This window comes from Dechloromonas sp. ZY10, assembly GCF_041378895.1.
Taxonomy (GTDB): domain Bacteria; phylum Pseudomonadota; class Gammaproteobacteria; order Burkholderiales; family Rhodocyclaceae; genus Azonexus; species Azonexus aquae.
Window position 1 is genome coordinate 1,054,336 of record NZ_CP144212.1, and the last position, 16,109, is coordinate 1,070,444.

General features: G+C 59.3%; 15 protein-coding genes. All 15 read left to right on the forward strand.

Annotation, left to right across the window (positions count from 1 at the left end; translation table 11 throughout):
- Positions 1 to 157: 157 nt before the first annotated feature.
- The 15 genes from VX159_RS04775 (at position 158) to VX159_RS04845 (ending at position 16,108) form a co-directional block, all read left to right on the forward strand.
- Entirely contained in the window at positions 158 to 1,867 is a 1,710-nt protein-coding gene (locus VX159_RS04775; protein ID WP_371324844.1) for a GspE/PulE family protein, read from the forward strand.
- A complete protein-coding gene (locus tag VX159_RS04780; RefSeq protein ID WP_371324845.1) occupies positions 1,867 to 3,099 on the forward strand; it encodes a type II secretion system F family protein in 1,233 nt (410 codons plus the stop codon). The genes VX159_RS04775 and VX159_RS04780 overlap by 1 nt, the downstream gene beginning before the upstream one ends.
- Before the next feature lie 3 nt (positions 3,100 to 3,102).
- A complete protein-coding gene (locus VX159_RS04785) occupies positions 3,103 to 3,603 on the forward strand; it encodes a type II secretion system protein (RefSeq protein WP_371324846.1) in 501 nt (166 codons plus the stop codon).
- Positions 3,604 to 3,619: 16 nt separating this feature from the next.
- The gene (locus VX159_RS04790) at positions 3,620 to 4,033 is read left to right on the forward strand and encodes a type II secretion system protein (RefSeq protein WP_371324847.1); all 414 of its coding nucleotides are present in this window, start codon (positions 3,620 to 3,622) and stop codon (positions 4,031 to 4,033) included.
- Between the two features lie 71 nt (positions 4,034 to 4,104).
- Positions 4,105 to 7,938, forward strand: coding sequence for a DUF6701 domain-containing protein (locus tag VX159_RS04795; RefSeq protein ID WP_371324848.1), 3,834 nt, complete (start codon positions 4,105 to 4,107; stop codon positions 7,936 to 7,938).
- Entirely contained in the window at positions 7,919 to 8,425 is a 507-nt protein-coding gene (locus tag VX159_RS04800; RefSeq protein ID WP_371324849.1) for a Tfp pilus assembly protein FimT/FimU, read from the forward strand. The genes VX159_RS04795 and VX159_RS04800 overlap by 20 nt, the downstream gene beginning before the upstream one ends.
- Positions 8,409 to 8,867 carry a prepilin-type N-terminal cleavage/methylation domain-containing protein gene (locus VX159_RS04805; RefSeq protein ID WP_371324850.1) on the forward strand — a complete coding sequence of 153 codons (459 nt, stop codon included), beginning with the start codon at positions 8,409 to 8,411 and terminating at the stop codon, positions 8,865 to 8,867. Before VX159_RS04800 ends, VX159_RS04805 begins: the two co-directional genes overlap by 17 nt.
- Positions 8,867 to 9,751 carry a type II secretion system protein gene (locus VX159_RS04810; RefSeq protein WP_371324851.1) on the forward strand — a complete coding sequence of 295 codons (885 nt, stop codon included), beginning with the start codon at positions 8,867 to 8,869 and terminating at the stop codon, positions 9,749 to 9,751. Before VX159_RS04805 ends, VX159_RS04810 begins: the two co-directional genes overlap by 1 nt.
- On the forward strand, positions 9,748 to 10,245 hold the full coding sequence (locus VX159_RS04815) for a hypothetical protein (RefSeq protein WP_371324852.1): 498 nt from the start codon (positions 9,748 to 9,750) through the stop codon (positions 10,243 to 10,245). The genes VX159_RS04810 and VX159_RS04815 overlap by 4 nt, the downstream gene beginning before the upstream one ends.
- A 366-nt stretch (positions 10,246 to 10,611) precedes the next feature.
- Positions 10,612 to 11,442 carry a hypothetical protein gene (locus tag VX159_RS04820; RefSeq protein ID WP_371324853.1) on the forward strand — a complete coding sequence of 277 codons (831 nt, stop codon included), beginning with the start codon at positions 10,612 to 10,614 and terminating at the stop codon, positions 11,440 to 11,442.
- A complete protein-coding gene (locus VX159_RS04825; RefSeq protein WP_371324854.1) occupies positions 11,439 to 12,200 on the forward strand; it encodes a PilN domain-containing protein in 762 nt (253 codons plus the stop codon). Before VX159_RS04820 ends, VX159_RS04825 begins: the two co-directional genes overlap by 4 nt.
- Complete coding sequence (locus VX159_RS04830) at positions 12,197 to 12,877, forward strand: hypothetical protein (RefSeq protein WP_371324855.1); 681 nt, start codon at positions 12,197 to 12,199, stop codon at positions 12,875 to 12,877. The genes VX159_RS04825 and VX159_RS04830 overlap by 4 nt, the downstream gene beginning before the upstream one ends.
- Positions 12,862 to 13,254: a hypothetical protein gene (locus VX159_RS04835; RefSeq protein ID WP_371324856.1), complete on the forward strand. Its 393-nt coding sequence runs from the start codon at positions 12,862 to 12,864 to the stop codon at positions 13,252 to 13,254. Before VX159_RS04830 ends, VX159_RS04835 begins: the two co-directional genes overlap by 16 nt.
- Positions 13,255 to 13,274: 20 nt before the next feature.
- On the forward strand, positions 13,275 to 15,173 hold the full coding sequence (mshL, locus tag VX159_RS04840; protein ID WP_371324857.1) for a pilus (MSHA type) biogenesis protein MshL: 1,899 nt from the start codon (positions 13,275 to 13,277) through the stop codon (positions 15,171 to 15,173).
- Entirely contained in the window at positions 15,170 to 16,108 is a 939-nt protein-coding gene (locus VX159_RS04845) for an ExeA family protein (protein ID WP_371324858.1), read from the forward strand. The genes mshL and VX159_RS04845 overlap by 4 nt, the downstream gene beginning before the upstream one ends.
- Position 16,109 lies beyond the last annotated feature (1 nt).

The following is a 16,109-nucleotide window of genomic DNA, read 5'->3' on the forward strand; positions in this document are numbered from 1 at the left end:
TTTGGCTTTTGCCGGTTTTTGACTTTTTGACGGATTGTTGATGGTGGCGCCGCTAAAACATGCTCGCGGCTTGCCGCCATCGGCAAAAGCCGCTAACGTTGCGCGTTGCCGCCGCCCCGGCGGATACTGAACCCTCTTCCCTTACCAGGAGTCCGGGATGCCCCCCCCGCAGAAAATCCGCCTCGGCGACCTGCTGATCGAGCAGGGCCTGTTGACCCAGGAGCAGCTCAAGGCTTCGCTGGATCAACAAAAGGCAACCGGGCGCAAGCTGGGGCGGATCTTCGTCGATAGCGGCTACGTCACCGAAGAGGGTATTTCGCAGGCGCTGGCCCGGCAGTTGCGGGTGCCTTTCATCGATCTGCGCGGCTTCAAGCCGCCCGACGAGAAACTGCTCAAGCTGCTGAGCGAAGCCCAGGCCCGCCGTTTCCGGGCGCTGGTGCTGGGTGAGGAAGATGGCCTGTTGCGGGTCGGCTTCGCCGATCCGACCGATCTCCAGACCTATGACGAGGTTGGCCGCCTGGTGCGCCGCGAGATGAATATCGCGGTGGTCACCGAAAGCCAGTTGCTGGCGCTGATTGACCGGGTTTACCGGCGCACCGAGGAAATCTCCGGGCTGGCCAAGGAGCTGACCGCCGAACTTGGCGAATCGACCGTCGATTTTGGCGATGTGATGGGGCTCACCGCGACGGCCGAAGACGCGCCGGTGGTCAAGCTGATTCATACCGTGTTCGATGAGGCGATGCGGTCCCGGGCGTCCGACATCCACATCGAGCCGGAAGAAAAAAGCCTGCGCATCCGTTTCCGCATCGACGGCGTGCTGCACATCCAGACCGAGGCCGACATCAAGGTGGCCGGGGCGCTGGCCCTGCGGCTCAAGCTGATGTCCGGCCTCGATATTTCGGAAAAACGCCTGCCCCAGGACGGTCGCTTCAATGTCAAGGTGCGCAACCACTCGGTTGATATCCGGATTTCGACGCTGCCCACCCAGTACGGCGAATCGGTGGTGATGCGTCTGCTGGCGCAGAATGCCGGGCTGCTCAGCCTCGACGCGGTGAGCATGCCGAAGAAAGTGCTTGAGGTCTTGCGCCGGGCCATCGCCAAGCCCTCCGGGATCGTTCTGGTCACCGGGCCGACCGGCTCCGGCAAGACCACCACCCTGTATGCCGCGCTCAACGACCTGAACTCGCCCGAGCGCAAGATTTTGACGGTTGAAGACCCGGTTGAATATCGCTTGCCGGGGATCAATCAGGTCCAGGTCCAGGAAAAAATCGACCTGACCTTCGGCCGGGTCTTGCGTGCCGCCTTGCGTCAGGATCCGGACGTGATCCTGGTCGGCGAAATGCGAGACCAGGAAACCGCCGAAATCGGCCTGCGGGCGGCGATGACCGGCCACCTGGTGCTGTCCACGCTGCACACCAACGACGTGTTGTCGACGCCGATCCGCCTGCTCGACATGGGCATCCCGCGTTACATGGTGGCGCTCAGCCTGCAACTGGTGATGGCGCAGCGCCTGGTTCGGGTGGTCTGCGAAAGCTGCCGTCAGCCGCATGCGCCGACGCCGACCGAACATGCCTGGCTGCTCGATGCCTTGAAGGGCTACAAGAACGAGCCGCGTGCTTTCAAGGGCGTCGGCTGCGAGCAGTGCAACATGACTGGTTATCAGGGGCGGACCGGGGTATACGAATTCCTCGAAATGACCACCGACATCGTCGATGCGCTGAACGACCCCGACCCCAATCGCTACGTCCAGGTGGCGCGCCGGCAGATGGTCGGCAATACCTTGCGCGACGACGCCTTGCGGCTGGTGATGACTGGCCGGACGACGGTCGATGAGGCGATGCGAATCACCGGCCAGGTGGATGACTGATGGCGTTTTTTGAATATACCGGCCGTGCCGGCGACGGCAGTGAAGCACGCGGGGTGCTCGAAGCGGCGACTCCGGGGGCCGCTGCCGACCAGTTGCTGCAACGCGGCATCCGGCCGGTGCGGATCGTTCCGGGCAAGGCGCCGGCCCAGGCGCTTGATCTCGGGGCCGTGTTCGCCAATCTCAACAAGCCGAAAATCCTGCCGGCCGATGTGATGCTGTTCACCCGCCAGCTGCATACCTTGCTGCGTGCCGGCGTACCCATCCTGCGAGCGCTCGCCGGTCTGCAGGAGTCGATGAACAATCGCTCGATGCAGGCGGTGCTGCAGGATATCCGCGACAGTCTGCAGGGCGGGCGCGAACTTTCGGCCTGTTTTGCCAAGCACCCGCGTGTCTTCACGCCGTTTTACGTGTCGATGGTGCGGGTCGGCGAAATGACCGGCCTGCTCGAAGAAATCTTCATCCGCCTTTACGAGCATCTCGATTTCGAGCGCTTCATGCGCGAGCAGGTCAAGTCGGCGCTGCGCTATCCAAGCTTCGTGGTGATGGCCATGGCGGCGGCGATCGTGGTCGTCAATCTGTTCGTGATTCCGGCCTTTGCCAAGGTGTTTGCCGGTTTCAAGGTGCAACTGCCTTTGATGACCCGGATCCTGATCGGCTTCTCGGACTTCATGCAGAACTATTGGTACCTGATGCTTGCCGGTATCGTCGCTGCGGTCCTCGGTTTCCGTTCGTGGACCTCGACGGCTAGTGGGCTTTACCAGTGGGACCGGATCAAGATGCGCATCCCGGTCGCCGGCAAGATCGTGCAGAAAGCGACGCTCGCCCGTTTTGCGCGCAGCTTTGCGCTGGCTTTCCGCAGCGGCGTGCCGGTGATCCAGGGCTTGTCCAACGTCGCGCTCACGGTCGACAACGCCTATGTGGCAAAAAAGATCGAAGGCATGCGCGAAACCGTCGAGCGCGGCGAAACCGTGCTCCGGGCAGCGGTCGCATCCGGCATCTTCACGCCGGTGGTGCTGCAGATGATTGCGGTGGGCGAAGAGTCCGGCGCGCTCGATGAAATGATGGGCGAAGTCGCCGAAATGTATCAGCGCGAAGTCGAGTACGAATTGAAGACCCTGGCGCAGCAGATCGAGCCGATCCTGATCGTCTTCCTGGGGGCGATGATACTGGTCCTGGCGCTGGGGATTTTCCTGCCCTTGTGGGACCTGGGCAAAGCCGCCCGAGGAGGATGACGGATGCGCCAACGCGGTTTCACCTTGCTCGAACTGGTCCTCGTGATCATCATCTTCAGTCTGCTGGTTGGCGTTTACCTCCGCTCGGTGCGGCATTATCAGGAAATTGCCGAGCAGGCGACGGTCTCATTGACCCTGTCCAATATCCGCACCGGCATGGCGCAGGAATGGGCCGACCGTATCGTCAATGGCAAGGCGGGAGAAAAAATCGAGCATCTGGTTGGCAGCAATCCCGTCCGCTGGCTCGAAACGCCGCCGCCCGCCTATTACGGGGAAATCAAGAATCCCAACCTGGAGCGCATGGAAGCCGCTGCCTGGTACTTCGATCTGGCTCAAAAAGAACTGGTTTATGTCGTAAATAACGGAAATGAGCTGGAAGTGGAAAATATGTCAGGAAGGAAAGTCTTGCGCTGGAAAGTCGCACTGGAGGACAATTCAAGCCAGGTCTCGGCGACATTTGGCAATCTGATTTTGCGGCCGGTCGTAAAGTATCGTTGGTTTTAATTACAGGAGTGGAAGAATGAAAAAGCAGGCGGGTTTTACCCTGATCGAACTGGTCGTCGTGATCGTGATTCTCGGCATTCTGGCAGCCACGGCGCTGCCGAAATTTGTTGATCTCGGCTCCGATGCCCGCAAGGCGACCCTCAAGGGCTTGCAGGGTGCGGTGCTCGCTGCCGCCAACATGGCTTACGCGAAGGCCGCCGTTGCCGGTCAATTGGGTGCAACGGGTACGGTGGATATCAACGGCACGTCGAGGAGCCTGAAATACGGCTATCCGGCAAGCACCGAGATTCATAATTTGCTGCAAGATAGCGCCGGAGCGACGTTTTCCGCCGGGGTGTGGACCTTGCAGACCAATTGCACGGCGACTTACAACGAAGCCACGGGGGCCAATGCGCCGGCAACGGTATCGCTGACTGAAACAGGCTGCTAACCAGAAGATTTTCCGTTTGTTTGCTGCGCAAGCATTGGATTAATTCACTATATTCGCTTGGACGGGGCGAGATGGCAGTTTGGCCTCTCGCCTTTTCTTTTGAGCTGGGTGTTTCTGGTTGGGTGGCGATTTTGCGTAAACTAATGTCGTTTATTTCGTCGATAGTCAAAACCCTGGCCGTGTTAGTTGGAGTTTGGCTATCGCTTGCCCCGGCTCAAGCTGTGACCTATGCCAATGCTTCGATCCCGCTGGCCTGGATCGACCCGATCTCCGGCGGACACACTCGTGTCGGTTACAACACCGGGACCTATTTTTTTTCCAATACCGGGGGGTGTGGAACCAGCGGCACAACGCTGGATGACACCCTGAGCAACGAAATCACGCTCGGATTTGCGTTCTGGTTTGGCGGGGTTTCCTATAACTCGGTACGGATCAGCACCAACGGCCGGCTGCAGTTCAACAATACCACCTGCGGTGCCGGGACCCAGAATATCGGGCCGCCGCAGACCTATCCCTATGTCTATCCCGATGCCGGCCTGAGTCGGACCATGAAGATATTTGGCGCGGATCTGGATCCGACGGATTTGGTCGATAGCTCGAATTATCCTTCTCCTGCTGCGCGAACCAATTGCAAGCGTTCTGGGTCAGGTGCCAATTCATGTGGCATTTACATCGCTACCCTCGGTGCTGCACCTTATCGGAAATTTGTTGTTACCTGGTACAACGTTCCCGAGTGGATCAATTTCAGTAATACCTCCGGTAGTTTCACCATGCAGGCCATCCTGCACGAAAACGGTGAATTCGTTTTTCAGTATCTGAGTTTGAACCACGGCGGAACCGGCCAGGCCGAGGTCGGTTGGCAGATTGATACCCAGGATTACGACGTTCTGCAGTTTCCCAATGGCAGCGAGCCCGACAACAATACTGCGATCAAGTTTTACATTCCGCAGCCGATGGCCGAGTACCGGATGGAGCAGGGAAGCTGGCCGAGTGGTGCCAGTGTGCTCGATACCAGCGGTAATGCCCGTCACGCATCGACGTTCAACGCGGGTGCGGGCGGTTTGCCAGTGCCCACACCCAGTGGCCGGGTTTGCCGTGGGGCGTCAATTCCGAGCAACTCCTCGGCGGCCGATATTTCGGCAATCGCGACGCCATTCAGCATGCAAACAGTCGGTAGTCAGGGCACGGTCACCTTTTGGTATCGCCATGTCGATAACTCGACTCCGCGCATGTTGCTGGATGCATCGGGAGTCAGCGCACTCAATGGTAGCAGTCGCTGGTTTTACGCAATGAAGACTGCGAGCCGGCAGCTTAAGTTTGTGGTTTATGACAATGCCGGGGTCCGCTACGAGGCGCTTACTGCTGCCAATACGCTGTCTACGACTGGAAACTGGGACCATATCGGGGTTTCCTGGAATTTTAATGCCAAGGCCGGGACTGGCCAGGATCGCCTGCTGTTGTGGATCAACGGTACTCTGGTGACGACGCTGACCTTCACCACTTCGCAGCCGTTGGCGACAACCATTGGCACTCTATACATTGGCGATAACCGCAGTTCTCTGGGAGTTGAGGATAACTCTGGCAATCCTTCGGCCAGCGGCGCCCGGGGAACCGGAAACTCCGCTGGGAGTGTGATTGACGAAGTCCGCATCTATAACTTCGAGGGCGGGAAGGGCTTGATTGATCGTGATCGGAATCAGGCTTCCGGTTGTTTGGCCAGCTATGGGGTCGCGCATTTAGGCACAGGTTCGACCTGTCAGCCAACGACGATTACCATTTCCGCCTATGATGCATCTGGCAATCTTTTGGTCATGCCTAATAACACCACTACGATTCAGGTCAGCACCTCTACCGGGCGCGGAGATTGGGCGATCATCAACGGCTACGGGGTGTTGAACAATGGTACTGCCGACGATGGTGTCGCAACCTATCTGTTCAATGGCGAGTATCAGGTTGTTCTAGGGCTCACGCATAGCCTTGCCGGGGTTGTCAATATCAACGTGACCGACGGCCAGCTGGTGGAAAGTGCTACGCGAGACCCGAATTTGACGGTCAGTTTGTGTTCGGGGATTGCCGGCTTCAACGCTTGCGATCAGATTGCCACGGTGCTGCGTTGTGTGCCGCCGGTAACCAGCGATCCAGGCAATGTCGCTTATGCTCGCCTGCGCACCAAGCTGGCAGGGGATGGGTTTGCGTTCGATTTGGTGGCCTTGAAAGGCGATGGCACGATTGAGACCAGTTTTGCCGGTCGGGTCAATGTTGATCTGGTAGCAAATAGCAACGACGGTGTGGCAATTTCGGCGGCCAACTATTGCCCGGTGTCCCAAACCGCCATCATTCCGGTAGCGACCAATGTGCCTTTCGGTTCGCTGGCGGTCCCGCCGGATGCTGCGGGCTACGCTAAAACCACAGTCACGGCCAACATGCTGTCTACCGTAGTGACGGGCAACCCTGGGTATCAGGCTTATCGTGATGTGCGGGTGCGGATTACCTGCAATTCCACTTACTGTCCGCCAAGTGGCATGGTGCGTTGTTCAAGCGACAATTTTGCAATCCGACCCAAGGATGTCACGGTTACTCCGGTAGCCCCGTTGGTAGTGAATAACAACTCGTACGCGGGGGCTGTTGGCTACAGTCAAATTGCTGGTTCGGACTTCTCCTTGCAGGCAATAACGGTACCCGGTTACAACGGTGTTCTTGGTTTCGACCGGAGTGGAGGCTTGATTACCAGCTGTTGGGGGGCTTCGGCTGGCTGTCCGGGGCCGCTGCCAACGTCAGCCTTGCGGAATGTCGCGGGCACCTCGGTGGCAACGTTCAACACCGCGACAGTGGCAACCGGTGGAACTGGCAGCAGCGTGTTCCAGTACCATGATGCGGGAACCTTCCGTTTTGAACCATCGTCAGTTTCTGATCAGGCCTATACCACGGTTGACCAGCCGAATGACTGCATACAAAACAGCAGTACCAATATTGCAGATGCGCAGGGGCGAGTTGGCTGCACTCTGGCGAATCAGGCACAGGTCGGACCGTTTGGCCGTTTTCGCCCGAATAATTTTCTCTACGTGAGTGGTGGAGTGACCCAGAGTCAGGGAGGGTTCAGCTATTTTGGCCGCACCAACGATTTTGCCCTGACTTACACACTTGAGGCTCGTAGCTTGGGGAACCCGACGGCAGCGGATGCAATCGTGACGACCCGCTATGACGCTGCCACCCCTAATCTGGTGGCTAGTGATGGGGCAGCTACGACGGATTTGCTTGCAAGCGGACGGGTTGCCTGGGTGGGAGGCGGCGGGGCCTGGAGCAACGGGCAGTATGTCTTTAACTCCGGCAACTCTCTGACCAGGCCAGCCACTCCGGTAGGCAATGGTCCATATGAAAATCTGTTTTTTGGAGTCAATTTGACTGAGTCAGGCCTCGATGGCGTGACTATGACAACACCCAGGAATTTCAAATTGGGAGGGCCAAATTGTACGGTGGCTTGTACGCACAAGCAGATCAACCCGGTTGCCGCCATTGCACGTTTTGGCCGGCTGCGCTTGAGCAATGTCTATGGCAGCGTTTCGCCGCTGCAGATGCCTGTCGAGGCGCAATACTGGGGGGGGCGCTCCTGGGTTAAAAACACCTTGGATAATGCCAGTTTGAGCAGCGTTGTCCTCAGTTACGATACGGCGGGCTGGACTTTGCCGGCATTGCCGACGCTGGCTGGCGGTTCGGCATTTCTGACCATCAATCCGGCCAGCGTTGGAGTGCGCACGGTGACGGCCAATCTGGCGGCGATGCCCTGGTTGCAAGGTAACTGGAACGGTGCGGCTGCCTATGACCAGAATCCTTCGGCGGTTGCCTCCTTTGGGGTATATGGTACGTCGCAGGCACAACGGGTGATTCATGTCCGTGAAATGTTCTGATCCGCCGGGGGCGGTGCGGGGGGGCTGTCAATCCGGATTTACGTTGATTGAACTGGTCACGGTGATGATCCTGATCGGGATACTTGCTGCGGTCGCCTTGCCGTCCCTGAATGCCGCCTTTTCCTTTCGCGATACGGAGTTTCGCGCCCGGGTGATCGCAGCCTTGCGGTATGCGCAGAAAAGTGCGGTCAGTCATCGTCGTCTGGTTTGCGCTGCATTCGCTACGAGCAGCGTGACTCTGACCATCGACCATGATCGCAGCGGGGCCTGCGATAACCGTGCCTTCAACTTGCCTGGAACAGCCAGCAATCAGGTGCAGGGCAGCGGTAATGCGGCTTTTGCCACACCCCCGGCGGCTTTGTTCTTTCAACCTGACGGCCGGGTGACGACGGATGCTGCAGGGGCGACACCTGTGGTCCTGAGTGCGAGTATTGATGGGCGGCCTTTTCTTGTCCAAGGGAGTACCGGGTATGTTGGCGAGCCGTAAGCCGGCGGGCTTTACGCTGGTCGAACTGGTGATCACGATTGTCGTGATCGGCCTCGGGCTGGCCGGCCTGGTGACGGCCTTCGCCACAGCTGTTCGCGGTTCCGCCGATCCGGTAGTGAACAAGCAGATGTTGGCGATTGCCGAGGCGATGATGGAAGAGATTACCCTCAAGCCCTTTACTGATCCAGGCACTGCCGGGTCGATTCCGGCGGCAGGTTGCGTGCGCTCTGCCGCTGATGATGTTGGCGACTATGCCGGTTATGTTAACCGCCCGGTGTGCGACATGGATGGTACGGCGGCAGCGGACCTGGCTAATTACCAGGTCAGCGTTGCCTTGACTTTGAATGACCCGCTGGGTGCCAGTACGGCGACGCGGATTACCGTGACCGTGACCAATGGCGACCGTAGTTTGGCCTTGGTCGGTTGGCGAGGCAATTACTGATGTCAGGCTATTCGGGTTGGCTGCACTCCCCTCGGCAGCGAGGCTTTACCTTGATCGAACTGGTCATGGTGATGGTTTTGCTGGGGGTTCTGTCGGCGTCTTTCCTGGTTTTTTTTCGCCCGATGCTTGACGCCTATATTGATGCTCAGCGTCGTGCCGACCTCAGCGACCTGGCCGACACCGCTTTGCGCCGGATGATGCAGGAATTGCGCACGGCGGTTCCGAACTCGGTCAATCTGGTTAACCAGAACTGCTTTCAGTTTGTTCCCGGCATCGGGGGCGGCCGCTATCGACTCGATTTCAACGCCGACAATGATGTGGCGCCGCCCTGCGTACCCTCAGCGAACTGCAGCGCCTTTCCCGACCCAGCGGGGGCGGCTGGTGCTGCGACAACGGTCGATATTCTGGTGCGCGATAGTGTTGCGCCGATTGTTGCCGGTGATTTTCTGGCGATCAACAGTCAGTCGCAGGGGGCCTTTTATGGTGCAGCCGGCGGCGCTGCCGGAGGGGCTAGGTATACCGTCAATGCGGTAGCAACGCCGAGGGCTAGCGATGGTGTGCAGCGTGTCACCTTGAATCGCAATCCTGCTGCCGGCGGCTATGCCGGGGGGCGTTTCCAGATGGTCAGTGCGGCCCAGCCATCGGTTATGTACAGCTGTACAGGAGGGCGTTTGTTGCGCAGTGTTCAGGGTACGGCAGCGCTGGCAGCGTGTGCGGTAGCTGGCGAGGTGGTGGCGAGCGATGTTGCTGCCTGCGATTTTTCCTATGCCGCCAATCCGAGCGCAACACAGACCAACGGTTTTGTCTCCTTGTTTCTACAGTTGGCACGGGATGGGGAGCGGGTCAGCCTTTCCTATGGTGTGCATGTGGATAATCTGCCATGACCAAGTCTTTACAGGGGCAGCGCGGGCTCGGCGTGATTGCGGCGATTGTCGTCCTGGTCATTCTGGCCGCGCTGGCTGCCGGAATGATGGCTTTTTCGACTGGGCAGCAGGTGGCTTCGGCGCAGGATATCCAGTCGGCGCGTGCCTGGCAGGCTGCCAAGGCCGGTAGCGAGTGGGGCTTGATCCAGGTTCTCGATTCGGCAGCCGGGATCTGGCGGCAAGGCGGGCCGGCCGATCCTTGCCCGGCGGCTCCCGGGGTGGGAGCTGTGGTCAGTGGGGCGCCGCTTGACCTGACGGCGCTGACTGGTTTCAGAGTCGCCGTCAGCGTCCAATGCTGGCGTTACAACGAGGGGGAGACCGCGCCGAGTGTGGCGCGGGTTGTCCGTCTCTACCGGATCGAGGCGATTGCCTGTAATGCCGTCGCCTGTCCGGCCGCCGATGCCAGCGGGCAGGGCTACATTGAGCGTCGGCGTGCTGTGCTGACTTTCAATTGATACTGCAGGCACCGGTCAGCTGTATCCATCGGTGGGCGGGCGCGGCCAGCGGGCGTCTTGCTCGCCTGATTTTTCTCCTTGCACGGTACTGACTCCTTGGGCAGAAGGAGGCTTGGCGTTTTTGTTGAAAAAATAAAAAAACTGCAAGCGCGGTTCCGAAGCCAGCGGTGTTTTTCAAGGGGCTTGCCTTGGAAAATGAAAAATCGTTGAAAAATAAATAGTTGGCGTATAGTATTCAAGCTAATTGTAGGTTTGTGAGAGGCTTGGATGTTTTCGTTTGCGAGGCGCATGCAAAAAGGTGGGCTGGTCGCCGTGGGCTTGCAGCCCGGACGCGTTCAGTGCGCCCGCTTTGCGCACGGAAATGACATGCCGTCTCTGGACTTGTGGCTGGATGAGCCGGCACAGGCATCGCGCTTGCAGAGCTTGCAGCAACTGGCCAAGATGCATGGTTTGAAATCAATGCGTTGCAGCAGTCTGCTGGCCCCCAGTGACTATCGCTTGTTGCAGACCGAGGCGCCAGCAGTGCCAGATGAGGAGGCGCGTGAAGCCTTGCGTTGGCAGTTGCGCGACCAAGTCGATTTGCCGGTTGAAAGTGCAGTCATTGATTACCTGCCTTTGCCCGATGCCAGTAATGGCAGTCGTCCCCGCCAACTGTTTGCCGCCCTTGCTGCGGATACGGTGATCGGTCCGCTGGTGCAGGATTTTCAGCAGGCGGGATTGGCGCTGCAGGTGATCGACCTGCCGGAAATGGCTCAGCGCAATATCGCTGCGCTGTTTGAAGCGGAAAACCGTGGCCTTGCCTTTTTGGCCTTCGGAGAGAGCTCGGCGTTGCTCACCTTCAATTTCCAGGGAGAGTTGTTTGCCCTGCGCCGGATCGAGATCGGGGCAGCGCAATTCGCCGGAGCACCTGCCGAGCGCCGGGAGCAACTGGCCGAACGGGTGGTGCTGGAGATGCAGCGATCAATGGACACGGTCGACCGTCAATTCAGCGGAATTTCACTGTCGCGCCTGATGGTTGCCTTGCCGCCCGAAAGCGGGCTGGAGGCGCATTTCGCCAATGCTTTCTATTTGCCTTTCGAGCCGGTCGACCTGACTAAAGTCATTGATCTGTCAGCCTGTCCGGCATTGCTCGATCCCGATTTGCAGCGCCAGGCCTTGTGGGTTCTTGGCGCGGCCTTGCGGCAGGAGGAGGGATGATGCAGCAGCGCAATCTCAACCTCTATGATGCGCGCTTTCTCAGGAAGCGCGACTGGCTGGCTGGCCGTTCGGTCGCCTTGTTGGCACTGGGGGCCGTGTTCGTGGTCAGCCTGGGCGCCGGCTGGGCGCGCTGGTCGTTGGCGCAACAGGAGTTGCAGGCCAAGACACAGGGGGCGCAACTGCAACTGGTGCGTACTTCGTTTACCGAATTGACCCAGCTGTTGAGTAACCGCAAGCCCAATCAAGCCTTGATTGAAGAAATCGGCGTGTTGCAGCGCGATGTCGGTCTGGCTGGCGAAACCGAAAAGGTTTTGCAAGGAATGGCCGGAGGGGGCCAGCAGGCACAACTGGGTGACATGATGCGGGTGCTGGCCCGGGTCAATGTTGAAGGGATGTGGCTGACTGGTCTGGCAATCATGGATGGCGGGCGGGATCTCGAAATTCGCGGTCGAGTGCTTGACCAGTCGCTGCTGCCGGCGTATTTGCGGCGTCTTGAAAACGAGCCGGCGTTTCGCGGGCGGCGTTTCGCGGCACTGGAGATGCGCGGTGCCCAGTGGGAGCCTCCTGCCGACCAGGCGGCATCCGCTCGTGCCGGACGGACAGAGAACAAGCGCGAGCGCTGGTATGTGGATTTTGCCTTGCATACGACCCCGCCGGTGGTGGGTGAGGCAAGCGGTCAGGGCAAGGCAGTGGTGCCGGTCAAGATGCCCCTCGATGCAAAGCTGATTGAGGCTGGGCGGCAAGGAGTGGGGCTGTGAGCAAACGTCTGGATTCCCTGTTTGCCCGCTTCGATGCTCTTAGTCGGCGCGAACGCATGCTGGTGGCGATTGCTTGCGTGGGCGGCGTATTGATGATCGGCAATAGTTTGTTCATCGATATTCCGTTAGCGCGGGCGCGGATCATCGGCAAGCAATTGCAGGGTGAGCAGAGCGAGCTGCGTATGCTCGAACAGCAGGTGGCAGCACTCAGTTCGGGGATCAAGGACCCCGATCAGGAGAATCGCCAGCAGCGAGACCGCCTGCGCCAGCAATTGGATGACTTGCGTCGGAGCATTCAGGCGCAAGGTAAAAATCTGGTTAAACCGGATGAGGTTCCTGTCTTGCTCGAAAGCTTGCTTAATCGGCACGCCTCCCTGCGCCTGTTGAGCATGCGTACGCTGGCAGTCGAACCGGCGGTCAGCCCGCCGGCAGCTGCCGGTGATGCCGCCAAGGAAGGGGATGCCCGGCCGAGCGAGGCCCTCACGATCTGGAAGCATGGGGTTGAAATCCGTCTGCAGGGCGGCTATCAGGAATTGCAGGCGTATGTGGGCGAACTGGAGGCTTTGCAGCAGCGTCTCGCCTGGGGGCCGGTGCGACTGCAAGCGAATTACCCGAAGAGCGAGCTGCAACTCGTTCTTTATACCTATAGTCTGGACCCGGTATGGCTCAAGCTTTAATCCGCGGCTTGTTGCTGTTGGCCTGTTCAGTGTCGGTGCTGGCGCAGGGCCGGGATCCGACTCTGCCGCCCAAAGGCTATTATGTGGCCCCAGCCGGTCAAAGTACCGGCGAAATTGGTGATGGCGAGGAAGCACCGCCGCCGCGGGCGTTGCAAATTGTCGTCAGGCCGCATGCCGCGCGCCCGTTTGCAGTGATTGACGGGCAGGCGATTTCCCTCGGGGCGCGTTATGATGACAAGCGTTTGGTGCGTGTCGAGGAGACAGAAGTCGTTTTGTCCGGACAAAATGGCCGGGAGACCTTGGCAATGACGCCAAGTGTTGTGAAAATGCCGGTTGTTTTGGCCGATGCCCGCAGCAAGCGGGGTGAGGGACGATGACGAGTAAGGAAACGGGTGGAATGAGCAGGCTGGGACCATGGGTTGCCGTGGTTGCCTCGGTACTGGCCGGCTGCGCCGCACCGCGTGTGCCGCAAGACGAAACCTATGGCAAGATCGCCAATCAGGTCGAAGTGGCGCGCGAAACCGTTTCGAAGCCCAGCCGTGCTGCAGAACTCGCCAGCCGGGAGCTCAATGCCGCCCTGCTGCCACCCTTGCAGGTCGAAGCGCCCAAGGCCCCCCGGGTCAGTGAGCAGCGTTTCGATCTGTCGGTCACCAATGCGCCGGCCAATCAGGTCTTCATGGCCCTGGTTTCGGGCAGCCGCTACAGCATGCTTTTGCCCCCCGACTTGAGCGGCAACATCACGGTGAGCCTCAAGGATGTGACAGTGCGCGAAGCGCTGGATTCGATTCGCGACCTGTATGGGTACGATTTCCGGGTCCAGGGAACGCGCATCACCATCATTCCCAATACCTTGCAGACCCGCTTGTTCCAGATCAGCTACCTGGCCAGCAAGCGCGGCGGTACCTCGTCGACCCGGGTTTCTTCCAGCGGGATTGCTACCGGTGGTACCGGAACCGGGGCAACGGCTGGTGCTACTGGTGCCGGCACAACTGGCGGTACGCCTAGCGGCGGGCAGGGGACTGCCGCCCAGGGAAATGTACTGAACGAAGCAGCCAGCGTATTTACCGGTGTCCTCAATGACTTCTGGTTCGATTTGTCCCAGGCGTTGGCTACGGTCTTGGCCTGTGAATTCGATGTTTCCCGCGCCAGCGGCTCTTCTAGCGCAATGAGCGTACTCGCCGGCCAGTTGATGGGCCAGCGAATCGACAAACTGAAGTGTCCGGAGGGGCGTAGCTATCTGATCAACAGCCAGTCCGGGGTGGTCATGGTGCGCGGTCTGCCTTCCGAATTGCGCGAGGTTGAGCGTTTGCTCAAGGTCTTGCAGGCCAACATCGAACGACAGGTGATGATCGAGGCCAAGATTGTCGAGGTGGAGTTGAAGGACGAGTTCCGGACCGGCATCAACTGGGCTGCCTTTGACAAAAATGGCGGCCATCGTCTTTCTGCCAACGGCAATACCAACAACTATGCCTTCCCGGGTGGCCGTCCCATGGAAACCTTCAGCGGCCAGCTGGATGGCAATGGCAATCCAATCACCTATGCAGCCAGCCTGGCCGGAGCCACGACCGGTATTCTCAAGCAGTTTGCGGTGCCTGGTGCTTTGGGGCTGGCTTTCCAGACGGGCAATTTCGGTTCGCTGATCAACTTCCTGCAGACCCAGGGCAATGTTTACGTGATGTCGAATCCCCGGATTGCAACCTTGAACAACCAGAAGGCGGTGATCAAGGTCGGGTCCGACGATTATTACATCACGGCGGTGACACCACCGGCCCAGAACGCCAATACCACCGGCAATACGGTCACCGCACCGACCATCACCGCGCAGCCCTTCTTTTCCGGGATCGCGCTCGATGTAACGCCGCAGATCGACGATACCGGCACCATCACCCTGCATATTCGTCCCTCGGTCACCGAGGTGTCCGAGCGCGACAAATCAATCAACTTCGGGCAGTTCGGGCAATACACCGTTCCTTACGCCTCGACCAAGGTCAAGGAAAGCGACAGCATTGTCCGTGTTCGTGACGGGATGATCGTGGCGATTGGCGGTTTGATGTCGGAAGGTCAGAGCAGTGGCGGCAACAAGGTGCCGGGGGTGGGCGACGTGCCGGTCGCTGGGCATCTGTTCAAGCAGACCGAACGTTCAACGCAGAAGCGTGAACTGGTGATCCTGCTCAAGCCGACCCTGATTCAGGAAGATGTGGATTGGCGTCAGGACCTGGAAGAAACCCAGGCTCGCCTGCGCGAGTACGACCCGGCAAGAATCCGCCAGGTACCGGATGTCTTCAGCAAGCCATGAGCGACGATTCGCAGGATGAGCAACTGGCAGCCTCTCTGGCCAGCCTCGACAGCACTCTGGCCGGGGCGGTAGCCACCGGCCGATTGCCGGCACCGCTGTATCTCGCGCATTTCGGCTTGCGTGAGGCGCCGTTTGGTATCACGCCCGATACCGAGTTCATCTGCACCACCCAGAGCCACCAGGAAGGGTTGAACACCCTGATGCTTGCCTTGCAGGGTGGGGAGGGGTTCGTCAAAATCACCGGTGAAGTCGGTTGCGGCAAAAGCCTGCTCTGCCGGCGTCTGTTGCGCATGCTTGAAGGCGGCGATTACGTGACCGCCTATTTGCCCAATCCGGCATTGTCGCCGGAAACTCTGTTGCGTTCGATTGCGGCCGAACTGGGGCTGGATTTGCCGGAAAACCGTCACCCCTACTGGTTGTTGCGTTTGCTTAACGAAGGTTTGCTCAGCTTTGCCGCGTGTGGCAAGAGCGTCCTGCTGGTGATTGACGAGGCGCAGGCGATACCGATCCAGACGCTGGAAATCCTGCGCTTGCTCTCGAACCTGGAAACCGAGAAGCGCAAGCTGATGCAGATCGTGCTTTTTGGGCAGCCCGAACTTGACCTTACCCTGGCCAATCCGGCGATCCGGCAGTTGTTGCAGCGGATTGCCTTCTCCTATCGCCTGACCGGCTTGCAGAAGGATGAATTGCACCCCTATTTGCGCCATCGCTTGCGCACGGCTGGCTTGGCCGGAGGAGAGGTATTTGCCGATGATGCGGTCGCAACCTTGTACAAGGCAACCCGTGGTACGCCGAGGCTGGTCAATATCCTGGCTAATAAATGCCTGCTCGCCGTGTTTGGCGAAGGTGGCGTGATGGTCAAGTCGCGCCATGTCCGGGCTGCTGCGCGCGACACCGAAGGTGCGCACCGGCCGTGGGGCTGGTGGGGCCGTTAAC